We start from the raw sequence: 17,268 nt of genomic DNA, 5'->3' as shown, positions 1-17,268 counted from the left end.
ATCATCATCATGAAGGAGAGTTTGTTGCAATGAATAAAAAGATTATTGTGTACGTGCTACTTGTTGTCGCATTAGGTACTGGAGGTACGCTGATGGCAATGAGCGGCAAGGATGCTGTGAGTATGGCAGCCCAACAAAAAAACACACTGCTTACGGCAGATACCGTGAATGTTGCTTTTCAGGGTGTAGGGGGAAGAGTAAACACGATTGAGGTGAAGGAAGAACAACAGGTGAAAAAAGGGGACGTAATCATGACCCTTGATCCTGTAGACCTTGATTTGCAAATTGAGAAATTAAAAACGGATATCGCACAGGCTGATGTGAAAATAAAACAGGCTAAAGACGGGCTGCAAAATCAGTCGGAGAAAATTTCAACTTCAGAAAAACAGGGACAATTGGACATTCAAGCCGCGCAAGCAGGAGAGTCCTTATTAAATCAAGGAACACGTGCGGAGGATATTCTAAGACAAAAGCTGGCTATTGAAGCAGCACAGCAATCGTTGGACGCAGCTCTGACAGGAGTAGAGACAGCCAAAAGGAATGCGGAAATCGCGCAAAAAACAGTATCATCCAGACAACAGGCCCTGGACTTGGCTAATGTGAATTACAACCGTATCAAAGCGTTATATGATGCCGGAGCTGGAACCAAAGCAGAACTGGATAACGCCAAAAACCAACTGGATAATGCCCGAATCGCGTTAGATACAGCTAAGGATCAGGTTGAAATTTCTAATAACCAGATTACAGCGGCTAGCAAACAATCGGACATTGCTAGAAATGGGATCGCTCAGCAACAAACCGCTTTGGATAAAATGGAGGCTGGCGCAACTGCTGAGGAACGCCAGCAGGCTCGTATTAAAACAGAAAAAGCGAAGGAAGCCTTGACTCAAACCTCGCAAACACGAAAAGATGTTAAGAATAGCGAATACAATGTGGATCTTCTGGCTCAACAAAAGCAGGCATTAAGTGTTCAACTCAAAACTTTGGAATTGCAGCGGGGACGTATGGTGCTGAAGGCATCCACAGATGGTAAGGTGTCGCGTATTGTACCTAAAATGGGAGAGATCGTTTCTACGGGGGCAACGGGCGCCGTTATCGAAACCAATCAGCTATACTACGATATTTATGTGGGTGAGGATTCCATGTCACAGTTTAAAGCTGGGAAAAATGTGACTTCGCACGTTGTAGCTTTAGACAAAGATGTCCAAGGCAAGGTGAGGTACATCACTTCTGCTCCTCAGTATACCAACATGAGAATGAGTAGGGACAAAGGTCTGTCGGATATAAGCTCCTTCCAAGTACGGGTGGATGTTCAACGCACATCTGAATTATTACCTGGAATGACGGTAGAGGTTGTGACGAAATGAAGGCTTTTATAGAAGAATGGAAGCTGTTGATCAGCGGTAAGATGGTTTTTGTTATGCTGCTCGTTCCTATCGTAGTAGCTGTAGCCTTTGGATTTGTTTTTAAAAATAATCAGCTTAACGATGCCTCTGTAGCTGTGGTCGATTTAGATCATAGCAGTTATAGCCGACAGCTTATTAATAAATTAGATGCATCGCAGTATATTGATGTACGCCATGTGCAAGAGAATGAAGCCGATCCGAATTTACTTTTATATAATGAAAAGTTTTTTGCGGTGATTTACCTTCCAGCTGGGTTGGAGGAAAATAGGATCAAAGGAGTTCAGAGCAACATCGGTTTTTATGTGGATAATACGGTAGGTCAGGCTACTGGAAATCTACGCTCGGCAGTCACAGAGATTATGGCGACGGAAAATGCGATGCTGGCTGGTGGTGGATTAAAGGGCATGGGAATGAGTGACACCCAGGTTACAGGGCTTACTTCCAATATGCTGCTTCAGCAGCGTCTGTTATATAATCCTACCAATGCTACATTGATGACCTCGGTTATGGGGTTCATTAATACGGTCATGATTTCACTGATTGGTGCTACTGTACTGACAATTGTCCCGCGATTGCGGGAGCAAGGAAGATTAAAAGAGGAGCTTCAGCATTCGTATAGCTTGATTCTTAGGGTGTTACCGTATGCGTTAGTAGGATGTGTGTCCTTTTATCTGTCCATTGGTTTACTTAAGCAAATTGGGGGACTACGCTTTGAAGCGAATGTATGGCAGCTCAGTATTCCATTTCTCTTGTACACGATTACGTTGAGTTTGTTTGCGATGGCTTTAGGATGGAATGCGGCCAATCCTGGAAAAGCTTCCCCACGCCTCATGCTAATTATACTTCCTTCGTTTTTACTGAGCGGCGCTCAGTTGCCAGTGGCTATGCTGCCTCCATCGCTGCAATATGTAAGTAACATTCTCCCATTGACCTGGCATTTCAAGTTTTTGAGAGGTATGGGCTTCAAAGGTGGGAGCTTAAAATATTTTATTCCCGAGTTGGGAGGCTTTTTGGTCTTACTAAGTGGTTTGCTGCTTATTATCTTTATTTTGATTGCTCTGGAGAAAAGAAAGCTGGCGAAAAGTGAGGATACATCCGTAGTGGTCGAGCCTGTGCTGCAATAATCGGAGATATCATTCCTTTGTTATTACCTGGGTAATCATAAAAAAACATTTTATCAGGCGCCCGTGAGGGGGCCTTTTCTCTTTATTATAGTGATGAGGTATAAAAAAAGGATTCCGTCGTCCCGAAAGTGGGAGTTCACGAAATCCTCGGTTTTATTCAGTAAAGAGTTGATGTCTGCATCTTACAGCTTCAACATGTCTTCAAATGTCTCTTCATTCAACACGCTGCCGACATAGAAGGAGCCGAATTCACCGTAACGGGCACTGACTTCATCAAAACGCATTTCGTAGATTAGCTTCTTGAACTGAAGTGCGTCATCGGAGAACAGTGTTACGCCCCATTCCCAATCGTCAAATCCGACGGAACCGGAAATAATTTGCTTTACTTTGCCAGCATAGCTGCGTCCAATTAAACCGTGGCTGCGCATCAAGGTGCGACGCTCGTCCATCGAAAGCATATACCAGTTGTCGTCCAGGTCACGTTTTTTGTTCATTGGATAGAAGCAAATATAACGCGCCTTGTTTAATACGGGCTTCAATCGTGCGACGATTTGTGGATTTTGCATTGGATCTTCATCTTTGCTCAAATAATTACTTAGTTCCACCACACTCACATAAGAATAGGTTTTGGTTGTATATTTGGCGAAGGTTGTTTTGTTAAAGTCATTTTCCAGTTTATTGAGGTCTTCCAGCGTTTCGCGTAGGTGCATCATGACAAAATCAGCCTTTTGTCCGACTACAGTATAGACAGCTGAGCTGCCCAGACCCGCTTCCTCGGTAACATTCCATTCCTTCATAAACTCTTGAAGCTCGTCCAGTGCTCCGGCGCGTTCTTCATCGTCTGCGGTCTTCCATGCTGTCCAGTTGATGGACCGGAAATCGTGAAGCGCATACCAGCCTTCCAGTGTGGAGGCTACTTCGTTGGGTGTTGCTGGGGTTTGTTGTGGTTGATGTTGACTCACGATCTACACTCCTTTACGATCTGTAAATGATAATCGGCTTAGCCGAAATATGTGTACTTCCTTATATCTTTCCTGTATCCAATACGTGATGCTTAACCATTATATTGTAGCTCAAAGTAAAGCTTTTCACCAATGAAAGAAGTGTGAAGAATTTTATATTTACCATGATGCAGGTCACAAAGTCATAAAATAGTTAGTATTCTCGAAAAAAGTAGAACTCAGACGAATATGGCTGCCAAAAAGGAGAACAATTGCCCTTATTTTGTTGGTCCCACGAGAAGGCAAGTATGATAGAATAGAAAAACATCTTGGAGACCGTTATGTCAGGAAAGGAAGAATGTTGGAATGCGGATGAAAAACCTGCTGCACTATACTGAGAACCACCGCTATTGCGTTTATCGGGAATTTGGCTTGAGCGCACTGGATGAATTGATGCTGGGAAGCCTCTATCAGCCGATGGTAGGCGCATTTGCGGTCAGTCTGTATCGACTGTTGTTCCAGCATGTGCCAGTTGGACAAATCGGTTATTCGCCGTTGGAACAGCAGCGTCGCCTTTTTCTGACACTGGGACTGGAGCCGAGTGAGAAGGGACGCAAGTATTTGATTGAACAGACCTCCAAGCTGGAGGCCGTCGGTCTGTTACAGACGTCCAGGCTGTATGCACCCGAAACGGACGACTATATGTACGAATATGAGATGCAGCCACCGCTTGCACCTGCTGAATTTTTCAGAACACAGCATCTCACCCTTTTGTTGAGAGACAAAATCGGTAAGTTTGCAGTGCTCTCTCTGAGAGAATCGTTGTGGAGCAGGGAATCTAGCGAATGGTCGCAATCTTCCTATAATAAAGAGAATATTTCGATTCCTTTCTACGAGTTATTTGAATTGAATACCCATGTTATAGATTATGAACTGGAGCAGGCGCTGTCCGAGGTGTCCACTAGCCGTCAGACTGGAGCACTAGCGTCAGAATCGGAGGAAGCATTGAATTATGCAGATATTATTCTCCGTTTTCCGCGTGAATCTGCCAATCGTAAGCACGTGGAACGTCTTCGGTTTGAGCACGAGCAGTTAGGCATGGTCAATTACGTTGTTCGCAAATTTGACCTTTCTGTACAGGATATCAGTCGCTTGCTGGATGAGGATGGTATTTTTACCGAAGCAGGCGATTTGTTGCTCGATGAGCTTCAGCTTCGAGCTAGTCAGCACTCCAGACAGGATCGGAAGCGTCAGGAGGAACAGCAGGTTCAGGCTGCCAAAGTGGTCGCCTTGCGCCAGAGGGAAACTTCCACATCTGAAGAGCCGCCTGCAGAACAGGCTGTGGAAATGGAATTTTATGTGGAGGTTCCACCACAATTCACAGCCAAATGTGACATTCACCAGTATAATATGATGTTGCGCAACGAGCCTTATCGCCGGTTGCTGCAAACCTTTTTCCCCGGCACGGTTCCCGGTAACCTGCTGGATATATTCGAGAAAATTGATATCAGCTATAAGCTGCCCGGTGAAGTCATCAACGTGCTGATCCATTATTTGATGTCACTGCTCGTATCTGGGAGCGATCAGCGGATTAACCGCAACTTTGTCGAGGCCGTTGCTTCCAACATGCTGCTTAAGCAGGTAAACACTTACGAAAAAGCCGTTCAATATATAAGGGATCAAGCCAAGGTAAAAGGAAAACAGTCCTCTGCTTCTCCTTCCGGCGGTCGATCCCGCGCATATGCCAAAAATAGCGGGCCAGCCAAGCCATCCATTCCAATCGTTCAGGATCATCCTTCCGAGGAGTCTGTATCTGAGGAAGAATTGGATGAACTGCTGCGTCTGGCCGAACGAATGCAATCCGGAAAACAGAAAAAGGTGTAGATAGATTTTAAGGTGTCCATAACTCTGCACATTTTAAGAAAGGAGGAGCGTTCTTGGAATCACTGGGCGATTTGCTACAGCAGATGCAGAACCCTTCGTTTCGCCAGCGCACTCGCAATGTAGCCGATCAAGTTCTAAATGATCCGCTCGTGCAGGAGTTTTGTGCTGCTCATCCTGATGTGGACGAAACACAATTGCGACTCAACATGAGCATGCTCTTTCAGTATACCCGGGATCGTCGAAATTGCGACAATTGTCCGGGGCTGGAACGATGTCCTAACGATTTTCAGGGCCACTTTTGCAAGCTGGGCGTGGAATATCCGAATGGAACAGCCGAAATCGTGGACATTCGGACCCCATGTGCGAAGTTGGTTGCTTCCCAACATGAACAACGGGTGCGTCAGCGAATTAAAAGCTTTTATGTGGATGAACGCGCCCTTCTCGAGGGATATAACGCTCTTGAAATTGCGCGCAAAGATTCACAACGTATGCCTGCCGTCACACAGCTATTCCGTTACATTGAAGAAACGAAAAGTCAGGGTCTATCCAAAAAAGGACTGTATCTGGAAGGTACGTTTGGTACGGGTAAAACTTTTTTGATGGGCTATTTATTGCACGAGCTGGCCCTGTCGGGTCTGAACGGTGTGATCGTGTATATGCCTGATTTTGTGGAGGACTTAAAGTCCATGATTCAGGACGGGCAGAAGCTGAAAGAAACGACCGAAATGCTCAAAAATTGTGATCTGCTCGTATTTGACGATATTGGTGCCGAAAATTTAAGCCCGTGGGTACGGGACCATGTGATGGGCTCCATACTGAATTACCGAATGAATCGCAAACCGACCTTTTATACTTCCAATTACTCATTGCAGGGGCTGGAGAAGCATCTCAGCTTTACGAGTAAGGACGGAGAGGAAATGTACAAGGGACAACGCTTGATGGACCGGATTCGTCCTTTTGTAGATGTCATTACCGTAAAGGGAAAAAATCAGCGGGGCTAAGCGTTTTTCCGTCTGCTATTTTGATATCTTACAATTAAAAGACTATTGTGATATAATTAAAAGGTGTCGAAACAGACATTACAGGTTATAATAATCTTGACTTTTCTATAAAGGAGGAACATACAATGGCAATTGTTAACGTGTCCGATCAATCCTTCAACGCAGAAGTCGAAGGCACAGGAACCGTTTTGGTTGATTTTTGGGCGCCATGGTGCGGTCCTTGCAAAATGATCGCTCCTATTCTGGAGGATCTGTCCACAGAAGTTGGCGACAGCGTCAAAATCGCGAAGGTGAACGTGGATGAAAATCCAGAGTCTGCTTCCCGTTTTGGCGTGATGAGTATTCCTACCCTGATCGTCTTCAAAGACGGACAGCCTGTCGATAAAGTGGTAGGTCTGAACTCCAAAGAAGCGCTGAAAAGCATGCTTACTAAACACCAATAATCATCGCATGTGACCCATGCTCCCGCGGGGGCTTGGTGGAGCGGCCATGAAAGGTCAATGCCTCCGGTTGTAAATACCGGGGGCGTTTTTGTGTATTATTCCTATATATTATAAATAGTTAGTTGAGTAATCATTAAGAATGGAAGGAGGAACCGGGCGAATGAAACCTTATGCGGAGGACTTGCAGAATCAGGAGAAGGCGCTGGAGAACATCCGGCATAAATTAGCGTTACTGCCGGATGCATCAGGCTGTTACCTGATGAAGAATAGCGAAGGCACCATTATTTATGTCGGCAAGGCCAAAGTGTTGAAAAACCGGGTCCGTTCCTATTTTACAGGTAGCCATAACGGCAAGACGCAGCGACTGGTTTCCGATATCCGTGATTTTGAATATATCGTTACAGGCAGTAATATGGAGGCGCTCATATTGGAGTGCAACCTGATTAAAAAGTACCAGCCACGTTATAACGTGCTGTTGAAGGATGATAAAACCTTTCCGTATTTGAAAATTACGAACGAGGCACACCCCAAGCTGGAGGTGACCCGTCGCGTTCTGAAAGATAAAGCAAAATATTTTGGACCGTACCCCAATTCCTACGCGGCACATCAGACGAAGAAGCTGCTGGATCGTATGTATCCGTTACGTAAGTGTGGTGTAATGCCCAAGGAAGTGTGTCTGTATTATCACATGCATCAATGTTTGGGGCCTTGTGTGAAAGAGGTCGAGAAGGAAACGTATGACCAGATTGGCCAGGAGATTGGTTCCTTTTTAAGCGGGGGACATGAGGAAATTAAAAAGGATCTTCAGCGTAAAATGCAGGAGGCCGCAGAGGAATTGTACTTTGAGCGGGCCAAGGAGCTGAGAGATCAGATTATCAGCATCGACGCGATGATGGAAAAGCAGAAAATCACCACATCGGATGCAAAGGATCGAGATGTATTCGGTTTTTCAGTAGATAAGGGCTGGATGTGTGTACAAATCCTATATGTCCGTAAAGGTAAAATGATCGAGCGCCATATGTCGACTTTTCCTTTCTACGGTGAAGCTTACAGTGATTTTATGTCCTATGTGACGCAATATTATAGTGACAACCCGGCAGTGCCGCAAGAAATATTGCTGCCAGATTCTCCTAAGCTGATGCAGGCCGAGCAGGTCAATGTCGATCAACCGGTTGCGGCAGAAACTGTACTCCACAGTGCAGCTACAACCGATGCTACCGGACAGACAGATGAGAAAGCGATACAAACGGAGACAGAGTCTTCTGCTGACTCATTGCTAGTGGCTGAAGAACGGGCAACTTATGCAGCAGCAACAAATCAAGACCAAGTTGGTGACCAAGATACCGGAGTAAAGGAAACAGAAACCCAACTATCCGGTGGACTGGAGGACCCGAGTACGGCGGCTCTCGCTCTGGCTGAATGGTTGGATGTAAAGGTACTTGTACCGCAGCGTGGACTGAAAAAGCAAATGACAGGCATGGCGACGGAAAATGCACGTGTTGCTTTGGATGAGAAGTTTAAGCTGATCGAGCGGGATGAGGAACGGACATCCAAAGCTGCAAGCAATCTCGGACGTGCCATTGGACTGGATAGCTTGCACCGGGTGGAGGCGTTTGATAACTCCAATATCCAGGGTTCCGATCCAGTCTCCGCCATGATCGTGTTTATTGATGGCAAGCCTGCCAAGAAGGAGTATCGAAAATATAAAATCCGTTCTGTGCAGGGACCCGATGATTATGAAACAATGCGTGAGGTTATCCGACGTAGATATGAACGTGTGCTTAAGGAAAATTTGGAACGTCCCGACTTGATCGTTGTCGATGGTGGACGTGGACAAATTAAGGCGGCGACCGATGTATTGCAAAATGAGCTGGGTTTGTTCATTCCTGTGTGTGGACTGGTGAAGGATGCCAAACATAGAACTTCCCAACTATTAGTGGGAGAGTCCTCTGAGGCCGTGACACTTGCACGCAATAGCGAAGAATTTTATCTACTGCAACGGATTCAGGACGAGGTTCACCGTTTTGCTATTACGTTCCACCGCGAGCAACGCGGCAAATCTATGGTAACTTCACGGCTGGACTCCATTCCAGGCATTGGCGAGAAACGGCGTAAGTTACTGCTTAAGCATTTTGGATCGCTCAAAAAAATAAGAGAGGCCAGTGTCGAAGACTTCCGGCCTCTCTCTATTGGGGATAAGCTTGCGCGTCAGATTATAGCTGCCCTTCGGGAGGAGGAGTCGTAGAATACGGCTCCTCTTTTTTTATAGGTTCAAACATAATTCGATTTGGCTTTTTAGGACTAAACCAATAAATGATGTAACCCACGATGGCTGGAAGTAAGATCCAGAATAGACCAGCGCTCACATTCACAGTGTCTCCCAGACTCATCACACTAAGTCCCATTAAAATGCTGTCAAAAATAACGTGGCTGAACATGGCGGCAATAAAGCCGTAACGCAGAAACACAAAACTGAACAGCAAACCAAGAAAAGTCAGCTCAATAGGTCTGGAGATCACCGGATAGATCGGATAAAGTGTATGTCCCAGTGCCCAAATCAGCGTGGTGATCAGACACGCAACAAAAGTGTTTTTCACTATTTTTTTGACCATCGGAATACCAAATAGACGGTAGACAGTCTCTTCTCCAATACCTGCCATCCAGGCCATAATCGGCAGTAGCCATGGATAAGCCATATTGTAAGGGGATTGCGTGGCATCTGTGGTGGAGAATGTATTAAATGTGCGCTCCAGTATAAAGAACAAAATGGATTGTACCCCGAGCAAAATAAAGGCCCACAAGTAGCCAACATACATACTGCGAAGCACATACAGCCCGTAGCCCGGCTCTTTCGCACGCGGCCATGCATTCAGTCCAACCTGACGCATAAGCCCGTCACCGCCGACCAAGGAGAAGTAGAGCGCTACAGCCATGAAAAAGGTAACACCAATCTGGAAAACCATAAGAAATATAAGGATGCCCTTACCGCCTGCTTCTGCTTGCAATAAAGGCAGCATGTTCATGGTCCCAGCTATACTAGCAATAAAGTATACAACGGATAGAACAATGCCGCGTACAAATGAAGTATGTCGTCGGGTGAGTGACGCATACACAATGGCAAGTACACCCAGTACAAAGCTAAATAGGGCATAACCCGCATAGGTCATCAAATTCGCCCAAAATGTTTGCTTTTCGATATAATCGGTATAGGACGACGGGGCCGAAAAGCTTTGGGTGAAGGAGCGAACATCACCGTCTTCAAAAGTAAAAGCCAGTGTAAGTACCGAGGCGCCGATTTTTTTATCGTCTACGGTATACTTTAATCCGCCTTCTTGTTCAGTGGTTGCAAGCTTCAAATCCGACGGCTTAAAGCCAAAGCGCTTGACCCATACTGCGGCCGCCTGCTCCTTGGCTTCGAGCGTCATGCCGTCCTCAGCCACACGTACAAGCCTGTTACGTGCTTGTTCATCCGTAGAAATATCAGCCTGTGTGTAATTGGTGCTGGAGGTGATCCGTTTAAAGCTAACGACCTTCCCAGTGGATAGATCCACATGAATTTGCAGTTTGCTTTTCGCTGAGGATTCAGGCAGATCGACCCGAAAGGTTTCGTAAGGGTAACTTTTTTTCCATGTACGGTCGTACTGCTGAAGCAGTTTTTCTCTAGATAAATAACCGTACAAATCTGTTTCGGCCTGATAGGTCACGACAGGCTCCTCAGGCTGTGATTCAGTATAGCCCAGCTCGGAGCGGGCGAAGTCCAATGCGTGTATGACCGCTTCTTGTTTGCTGATGACCTTTGCGTTCATTACTGATTCTGGACTCGGATTGCTAAGCGAGGGAATAAGCAATTGAAAGATAAAAAAGCAAATCAGGCCAATCCCGCCCAGCAAGCCTAATTTTTTGAAGTTGGCCGTGAGCACGACCGGTTTCCCGATAGGATTCATGAGTTTCCTCCTTAATCTGTAAATAAGAACATCCATTAAAGATATCATACTGCACAGGTTCCCGCCAACAGACCAGCGATATTCATGAAAATAGAGTGAAAGCACTTTAAAGTTCCAATAAAATTAGATAAGCTGCGATTAAACGATGCCCATTCGCAAAATAAAGCCAATTTCACGTTTTTTCGGCGAAATCGGTTTTGTGATCTGGATATAGAAGGATTATAATCTTGAGGCAATGCCTATGAAATACATAGGTAATGATATACAGTTGAGCCGAATTTCTATGGGAAAACGGGGGAACCATGTTACTGGGGTGAATTTTACAACCGATCCTGCTGGATCGGAAGTGTAAATAGGGCATACTGTGCTGCCCGAATCCGTCAGCTAACCTCGTAGGCTATGAGCAGGAACCAAGTCAGGCACTCGGTTTTCCGGTGTCTTTTTTTGTGCGTATAAAAGTGTTTGGATTGGTTAGACCGCTGCGGGTGCAGATTATTCTTCCGATTGCTGTTATCCCCGGATTTTTTAATTGTATACCCCCTTTAATGGTTAAAATCCGGAGATAAAGGCAAACGCTTCGCTTCTTCAGAACAATTCTGCCCCCTTCGCTACTGCCCGCCAATAGCACAGGGGGCCGAGTAGTGCTTGACATGCATTCTTCCTGTATTCAGGGAATGCTAATTATAGTTAACTAAGGTTTGGAAAAATCAAAAAATTCAGGGGCAACGACGATCGAAAGATCAAATGGAACGCGTAGCGAGCTTACACCGTATTAAATCACTGATTTATAGTTTTAAGGATTAGGAGAGAAGTGATGAATAGATGAATCCCAATGCAAGCTGGCTTCGGCTTTCTCCACCGCAGATATTCGTTGCGGGCTTTGCCATTATCATTCTAATAGGTAGTTTATTGTTAATGCTGCCGATTTCCAATACAACAGGAAAGCCACTTGCGTTTATAGACGCTTTGTTTACTGCCGCCTCTGCGACCTGTGTAACCGGGCTTGTCGTAAAGGATACCGGCCTCTTTTTTACCACTTTTGGTCAAGTTGTCATCGTTGCGCTGATCCAGATCGGCGGTCTTGGCTTTATGACCATGGCTACCTTGATTGCACTGGTGTTCAAGCGTCGGATTTCCTTGCGGGAGCGTCTCATTTTGCAGGAAGCGATGAATCAGACTTCTGTAGAGGGAATTGTCGGATTAATCCGTAAGGTATTACTGTACTCACTGGTTATTGAAGGCGTATGCGCTACGATATTCTCGGTTCGCTGGTCCTTTGATATGCCCGTAGGCAGGGCGATTTATTTTGGAATCTGGCATGCCATCTCCATGTTTAACAATGCTGGTTTTGATTTATTCGGTGAATTTCGCAGCTTGACAGGTTATGTATATGATCCGATTGTTAATTTTACCGCAATGTTTCTAATTATTTCTGGCGGCATTGGTTTTGTAGTGATGTCAGACCTGGCAGAATATCGCAAGCGCAAGAGACTGTCCTTGCATACCAAGGTGGTACTCAGCATGACGGGCGCTATGATTGTAGTCGGCACGCTCGTGATTTTTGTATTTGAGTTTACGAATCCAAAGACTCTTGGCTCGCTTGATTGGGGTGGTAAGCTACTGGGATCTTTATTCCAGTCCGTTACTCCCCGTACCGCAGGTGCCAATACACTGGACATCGCAGGCTTGCGGCAGGCTACGCAGTTTTTTATCATCATACTCATGTTTATTGGGGCTTCCCCTGGCTCTACTGGAGGCGGGATTAAGACCACAACATTCGCCCTGCTCATTGGAGCAGTGATTTCGATGCTGCGGGGGCGGGAAGATATTGTACTGTTCAAGTACCGACTTGCGCAGGGACGAATTTACAAGGCTTTGACCATCACACTGCTGGGGTTGCTGTTCGTGATCGGGGTGACCATGATTTTGTCGGCAACCGAAGATCATCATTTTCTGATGATCTTGTTTGAGACGGTGTCTGCGTTTGGTACGGTGGGGCTGTCGATGGGGCTTACACCTGATTTAACAGTCATAGGCAAGCTGGTGATTACCCTGACGATGTTTGCAGGTAGACTGGGGCCACTCACGCTAGCTTATGCACTGGGGCCGAAAAAGGGTAAAGAATTATATCGTCATCCGGAAGGCAAAATGATTATAGGATAAGGAGTTTTCGAGTAGATATGAAAACGCAGCAGTTTGTAGTTATTGGCTTGGGGCGGTTTGGCTCAAGCCTGGCTTTGCAATTGGTGGATATGGGGTGCGAGGTGCTAGGCATTGACCGGAATGAGGATGTTGTGGACAGTATGAGTGAGATGTTGACACATACTGTCGTGGCGGACGCTACCGATGAAGACTCGTTGCGATCACTGGGCATCCGTAATTTCGATTGTGGCATTGTTGCTATTGGTGATGACATTCAGGTAAGCATCCTCACCGCCATTTTGCTGAAGGAGCTGGGTGTGAAAAAAGTTGTAGCCAAAGCCATATCTGTGCTGCACGGGCGTGCGTTAGAAAAGCTCGGTGTGGACCGGATTATTTATCCAGAACGGGATATGGGTATCCGGGTGGCTCACCAGCTAGTCACGCCTAATTTGCTCGATTATTTGGAGTTGTCTAAGGAATACAGTATTGTGGAACTCAATGTACCTGCATGTCTGAATGGCAAAACGCTAGCAGAGCTAAATGCCCGTACCCGCTTTGGTTGTAGCGTCGTGGCGCTTCATACAGCGAACGGTATCCTGATCGCACCGACGGCTATGGATCGGCTAAAAGCAGACGATATCATGGTCATCATCGGCTCGAATAACAATATCGGTCGCTTTGAGGATGAGGTTGTTAATGTTAATGAAGAGGATTAAACCCTCTACACCATACGGTAGCCTGCAAACGACGCACGTGTCTCGCTAATCCAGCGTCGTGCTGTCGGACCGAGATCGGTCGTCTCCGAGTAAATGAGGGAGGTCGTTCGGCGTGTCTCCTTCAAATCGGGCAAGTACAATGCAGTGAGTCCATTATCCCGTAATAGTTCGCTACGCAAATAGGATTTGGGCAGCAAGGCAGAAGCCTTACAGGTTGGAAGCAAGCGTACAATTGCCTCGAAGGAGTCGATTTCCATACGGATATCCGGCATGATGCCGCTGCGCTGGAACAAGTCATCCGTCAGACTGCGGTACCAGGTTCCTTTGGAGAAAATAATCATCGGCAATCCTTGCAGATCTTTCATCGAGGCCGTTCCTGTCTTGACGGTTAATTCATGTCCAATGGGAACAACGAGCTCCAAATGATCATCAAATAGCGGAATGCAACGCAGTCCGGCTTCATGAATGGCAGACCCGACAATACCGGCGTCTGCTTTTTTGTCACGTACAAAGGCGACGATTTCATGAGTTTTACCGGTGAGCAGCTTTAGCTCGGTTTGAGGATGCTTGCTCATGAAAGCTTCGACGAGGGTAGGCAGCGTCGTTTGGAGTGTCGTGAGACTAGCCCCGAGTGTAAGCATACTCTGGGCTTCATTTTTGTGCTGGGACAGCTTTTGTAAGAAGCGAAGCTGTCGTTGCCGTTGCTCTAGCGCGAAGGTATAAACAAATCGGCCAGTGGACGTAATTTCGAGCCGTTTGCCCCGACGATCAAAGAGATTCACACCCAGCTCTTCCTCCAGCTTCGCAATTTTGCGAGACAGGGCAGGCTGGGACAGATTCAGCAGTTTGGAGGCTTTATTCAGGCTGGACTGCTCGACAATGACGGCAAAAGCGTTCAAATCCTCAAACAAATCATCCACTTCCTCTCTATATGCAAAAAAGACATAATAATTAATACGTATATTGCAATTCCATTATAAGCCGAAAAGGAGTAACATGAAAGCGACACAAGATGTTCACACTTTTGTTTTTCCTTATAAGGGACACCTTGTTGGACATTTCCTGTCGGAAACTGTCATTTTATATGTTATATTACTATTGAAAACGCTATTATTGGGAGAAGGGAGCATGACCTAGATGAGAGGATTTTATTCCAGAAAGCTGCATTCGCTTCTTGGCGTCATTCCGCTGGCTCTATTTTTTGTTGAGCATTTGGTGACGAACTTCACAGCGGTGGAGGGCGGCAAGGAAGGATTTAATCGCAGCGTGGCCTTCCTGAATGGTTTGCCACTGGTTATTGTGCTAGAAACGTTATTCATCTACTTGCCATTACTGTTCCACGGAATTTATGGCTTGTATATTGCGTATCAGGCTGACCCGAATGTCAAAAGATTCGGCTATTCACGTAACTGGCGCTTTCTGTTCCAGCGTATTTCCGGCGTCATTACGTTTGTATTTATTATCTGGCACGTATACGACACGCGCTTTCAGGTGGCTCTGGGTAATGTAACCCATGAGGAGCTAGGCGGCGTCATGCATGGCATCGTGACGAACCCGGTTTATTTCATTTTGTATTTAATCAGTGTCGTTTCGGCATCCTTTCACTTTGCTAACGGACTGTGGGCATTTATGGTCAGTTGGGGGATTACTGTGGGACCGCGTGCGCAAAAAGTATCTTCTTATATCTGTATGACCCTGTTCGTGGTGGTGTCTATCGGCTTCATCGCTTCCCTGCTTGCATTCCGCAGTGCGGAATTTCAGGAAACGGCAACTGCCTTGGTGCAATGCGGCGCTTTTAAACAGCTACTATAAACGACTCATATCAATTATACATCGTGTTGAGATTCTATTTTCAAACGTAAAAGGGGATTTGGTTAAAATCCTAAAAAAAGGAGTGAGCAGAAATGGCAGCATCCAACATTATTGTCGTGGGCGGCGGTCTGGCAGGTCTAATGGCTACGATCAAGGCGGCAGAGGCGGGAGTTCACGTTCATTTATTTTCTTTGGTTCCGGTCAAAAGGTCCCACTCCGTTTGTGCTCAAGGCGGCATCAACGGTGCGGTAAATACCAAGGGTGAGGGAGACTCACCCTGGATTCACTTTGATGATTCAGTCTATGGCGGGGACTTTCTGGCCAACCAGCCTCCGGTAAAAGCGATGTGCGAAGCGGCTCCGGGGATCATTCATCTCATGGACCGCATGGGCGTCATGTTTAACCGGACACCGGAAGGACTGCTGGACTTCCGCCGCTTCGGCGGTACCCAGCATCATCGGACCGCTTTTGCCGGTGCGACGACAGGACAGCAGCTTCTGTACGCTCTCGATGAGCAGGTACGGCGCTGGGAATCTGCGGGTTTGGTGACCAAGTACGAGAATTGGGAGTTTTTACAGGCTGTACTGGATGATGAAGGCATCTGTCGAGGGATTTGCGGGCAGGATTTGCGTACGATGGAAGTGAAGACTTTTGCGGCGGATGCAGTTATTTTGGCATCTGGTGGCCCCGGGATTATTTTCGGTAAAACCACGAATTCCGTCATTAATACGGGCACAGCTGCTGGTGCGGTGTATCAGCAAGGCGTACGCTATGCGAACGGTGAGTTTATCCAGATTCATCCGACGGCTATACCAGGTGATGACAAGCTGCGTCTCATGTCCGAGTCGGCACGGGGAGAGGGCGGTCGTATTTGGACGTATAAGGACGGTAAGCCATGGTATTTCCTCGAAGAAAAGTATCCGGCTTACGGAAATCTGGTCCCTCGCGATATTGCGACACGTGAAATATTCAGTGTATGCGTTGATGATGGACTGGGTATTAATGGCGAGAACATGGTCTACCTTGATCTGTCACACAAGGACCCGAAAGAACTGGATGTAAAGCTGGGCGGCATTATTGAAATTTATGAAAAATTCGTCGGTGACGATCCGCGCAAAATCCCGATGAAAATATTCCCGGCTGTTCATTATTCAATGGGCGGTATGTGGGTCGATTACAATCAGATGACGAATATACCGGGCTTGTTCGCGGCTGGTGAGTGTGAATTCCAATATCACGGTGCGAACCGTTTGGGTGCGAACTCGTTGCTGTCAGCCATTTACGGCGGGATGGTGGCTGGACCTAAGGCTGTGGAATACATTAAAGGCTTGAAAAAATCTGCACAGGATATAGCTACCTCCGTATTTGATGCGGCAGTCAATCAGCAGACGGAGAAATATGAGCGTATTTTGCATATGGACGGAAAAGAAAATGCCTATGTTCTTCATAAAGAGCTGGGCGAGTGGATGACGAACAACATGACTGTGGTTCGTTATAATGACAAGCTGGAAGCGACGATCCACAAGATCAAGGAGCTGAAGGAGCGTTACTCTAACATTAACATCAATGACGCTTCGCGCTGGAACAATGCGGGTGCGGCGTTTACACGGCAACTGTGGAATATGATGGAGCTGGCTGAAGCGATGACCAAAGGTGCGCTACTGCGCAACGAAAGCCGCGGGGCCCATTACAAACCAGACTTCCCGGATCGCAACGATGAGGATTTCCTGAAAACAACGATTGCGGACTGGACACCGGAAGGACCACAAATCTCGTATGAAGCGGTGGATGTTTCGCTGATCAAGCCGCGTATTCGGGATTATTCCAAGAACAAATAACGGAAGGGAGTGTATTT

At 46.5% G+C, this 17,268-nt stretch carries 13 protein-coding genes and 1 riboswitch; of the genes, 10 read left to right on the top strand and 3 right to left on the bottom strand.

All coding sequences use genetic code 11. The features are described from left to right. Positions 1-29: 29 nt before the first annotated feature. Positions 30-1,367: an HlyD family secretion protein gene (locus NLX74_RS15435; protein WP_254329228.1), complete on the top strand. Its 1,338-nt coding sequence runs from the start codon at positions 30-32 to the stop codon at positions 1,365-1,367. Next, on the top strand, positions 1,364-2,530 hold the full coding sequence (locus NLX74_RS15430; RefSeq protein ID WP_254329227.1) for an ABC transporter permease: 1,167 nt from the start codon (positions 1,364-1,366) through the stop codon (positions 2,528-2,530). Before NLX74_RS15435 ends, NLX74_RS15430 begins: the two co-directional genes overlap by 4 nt. A gap of 182 nt (positions 2,531-2,712) precedes the next feature. Here the strand turns inward: NLX74_RS15430 and hemQ are convergent, their stop codons facing one another. Beyond that, the gene (gene hemQ / locus NLX74_RS15425; RefSeq protein WP_023990152.1) at positions 2,713-3,492 is read right to left on the bottom strand and encodes a hydrogen peroxide-dependent heme synthase; all 780 of its coding nucleotides are present in this window, start codon (positions 3,490-3,492) and stop codon (positions 2,713-2,715) included. Between the two features lie 345 nt (positions 3,493-3,837). On the opposite strand from hemQ, the gene NLX74_RS15420 reads away from it, so the two are divergent. The 4 genes from NLX74_RS15420 to uvrC all read left to right on the top strand — a co-directional run bounded on the left by NLX74_RS15420 (position 3,838) and on the right by uvrC (position 9,044). Further along, the gene (locus NLX74_RS15420; RefSeq protein WP_254329226.1) at positions 3,838-5,355 is read left to right on the top strand and encodes a replication initiation and membrane attachment family protein; all 1,518 of its coding nucleotides are present in this window, start codon (positions 3,838-3,840) and stop codon (positions 5,353-5,355) included. A 53-nt stretch (positions 5,356-5,408) separates the two neighbouring features. Next, positions 5,409-6,356 carry a primosomal protein DnaI gene (gene dnaI / locus NLX74_RS15415; RefSeq protein WP_061830114.1) on the top strand — a complete coding sequence of 316 codons (948 nt, stop codon included), beginning with the start codon at positions 5,409-5,411 and terminating at the stop codon, positions 6,354-6,356. A 125-nt stretch (positions 6,357-6,481) separates the two neighbouring features. Then, positions 6,482-6,799 carry a thioredoxin gene (gene trxA, locus NLX74_RS15410; protein WP_010347861.1) on the top strand — a complete coding sequence of 106 codons (318 nt, stop codon included), beginning with the start codon at positions 6,482-6,484 and terminating at the stop codon, positions 6,797-6,799. A 160-nt stretch (positions 6,800-6,959) separates the two neighbouring features. After that, complete coding sequence (gene uvrC / locus NLX74_RS15405; RefSeq protein WP_254329225.1) at positions 6,960-9,044, top strand: excinuclease ABC subunit UvrC; 2,085 nt, start codon at positions 6,960-6,962, stop codon at positions 9,042-9,044. Here uvrC and NLX74_RS15400 read toward each other — a convergent pair. Beyond that, the gene (locus NLX74_RS15400; protein ID WP_254329224.1) at positions 9,013-10,743 is read right to left on the bottom strand and encodes a type II CAAX endopeptidase family protein; all 1,731 of its coding nucleotides are present in this window, start codon (positions 10,741-10,743) and stop codon (positions 9,013-9,015) included. The genes uvrC and NLX74_RS15400 overlap by 32 nt on opposite strands. Positions 10,744-11,004: 261 nt before the next feature. Then, positions 11,005-11,157: riboswitch (cyclic di-AMP (ydaO/yuaA leader) on the top strand. Positions 11,158-11,565: 408 nt separating this feature from the next. On the opposite strand from NLX74_RS15400, the gene NLX74_RS15395 reads away from it, so the two are divergent. Both NLX74_RS15395 and NLX74_RS15390 read left to right on the top strand, forming a co-directional pair. Then, on the top strand, positions 11,566-12,906 hold the full coding sequence (locus NLX74_RS15395) for a TrkH family potassium uptake protein (protein ID WP_103050007.1): 1,341 nt from the start codon (positions 11,566-11,568) through the stop codon (positions 12,904-12,906). Positions 12,907-12,923: 17 nt separating this feature from the next. Next, entirely contained in the window at positions 12,924-13,601 is a 678-nt protein-coding gene (locus NLX74_RS15390) for a potassium channel family protein (protein WP_254329223.1), read from the top strand. 5 nt (positions 13,602-13,606) lie between these two features. On the opposite strand, the gene NLX74_RS15385 is transcribed toward NLX74_RS15390, so the two are convergent. Next, complete coding sequence (locus NLX74_RS15385; RefSeq protein WP_028541456.1) at positions 13,607-14,512, bottom strand: LysR family transcriptional regulator; 906 nt, start codon at positions 14,510-14,512, stop codon at positions 13,607-13,609. Between the two features lie 226 nt (positions 14,513-14,738). Between NLX74_RS15385 and NLX74_RS15380 the strand changes: the two genes are divergently transcribed. Both NLX74_RS15380 and sdhA read left to right on the top strand, forming a co-directional pair. Beyond that, a complete protein-coding gene (locus NLX74_RS15380; RefSeq protein ID WP_061830110.1) occupies positions 14,739-15,413 on the top strand; it encodes a succinate dehydrogenase cytochrome b558 subunit in 675 nt (224 codons plus the stop codon). Between the two features lie 92 nt (positions 15,414-15,505). Then, positions 15,506-17,251, top strand: coding sequence for a succinate dehydrogenase flavoprotein subunit (sdhA, locus tag NLX74_RS15375; protein WP_013311796.1), 1,746 nt, complete (start codon positions 15,506-15,508; stop codon positions 17,249-17,251). Positions 17,252-17,268: the final 17 nt, after the last annotated feature.

This window comes from Paenibacillus sp. MZ03-122A, from assembly GCF_024213325.1.
GTDB lineage: Bacteria > Bacillota > Bacilli > Paenibacillales > Paenibacillaceae > Paenibacillus > Paenibacillus polymyxa_B.
Note: the sequence above shows the minus strand (reverse complement) of the source record. Positions and strands in the feature narration are given on the sequence as shown.